Annotated in this window: 1 protein-coding gene; it reads right to left on the reverse strand. The window is 50.7% G+C overall.

The features are described from left to right. A partial coding sequence (locus tag ACR0B3_RS24350; protein WP_480811290.1) for an ester cyclase occupies positions 1-759 on the reverse strand: 759 nt, incomplete at its 3' end. Positions 760-795: the final 36 nt, after the last annotated feature.

The following is a 795-nucleotide window of genomic DNA, read 5'->3' on the forward strand; positions in this document are numbered from 1 at the left end:
GCGGCCAATTTGATGCTCAATCGCAAACTTAGCGTTTGGAAAAGCAGCGCGAAGACCCATCCAAAACTCATCCACGGCAGGATAGGAATGACCTGTTACGCCACCTGGATACTCTGTTTGAACAGCCCGGTCATACTCTCGTGGAATGACCGCCATGTCAGCGAACATAATTTTATTGAGCACATCTGCATAGCGCTCACCCCATTCATTGTCATTACCCCGCCCTTGATACGGGCCCGCGACATCTATTTTCGGCACAAAAGGCAACGCAGCTTTTACCACACCGCCTTCGCGAGAAATTTGATCACGGGCATAGTCTCTAGGGTCCCATCCCATTTGACGAACAATTGCGCCCTGATCGCGGATCAGCCACTCATCGTTAATTTTATTACTGATAGCATGACAGTCTGCAATGATGCGGTAGGTGAGCTTGGTGCCAGATGCCTTGCCGTAGATGCCACTACCAAGATGCGTGGCGGTCGACAGAATGCGATGCGAAGAAAGCATTCCCGTTTCTGGTGCACCAGACCAAATGACATCTTCGCCAAGCAATTGACGATCTGGAAATTCTGCCAAAGTGGCCATCGTGGCCCCAATCACACCATCATTGCCCACCACGACAGAGGCGGGACTACGCACAACGATATCCTCCGCGTAGTATTCGTGAAGGGTCGCAATACCACGGTCTTCCCAAATTTCTTTGGTTATTCCCAAGATATAGTCGGGGAAATCTGCAAACTTTGGATCAAAGCCCTTCATTTTTTATCTCCTGGAGGAAGGCGGGCAGAACCCCGC

Source organism: Ruegeria sp. CE9 (genome assembly GCF_056537425.1).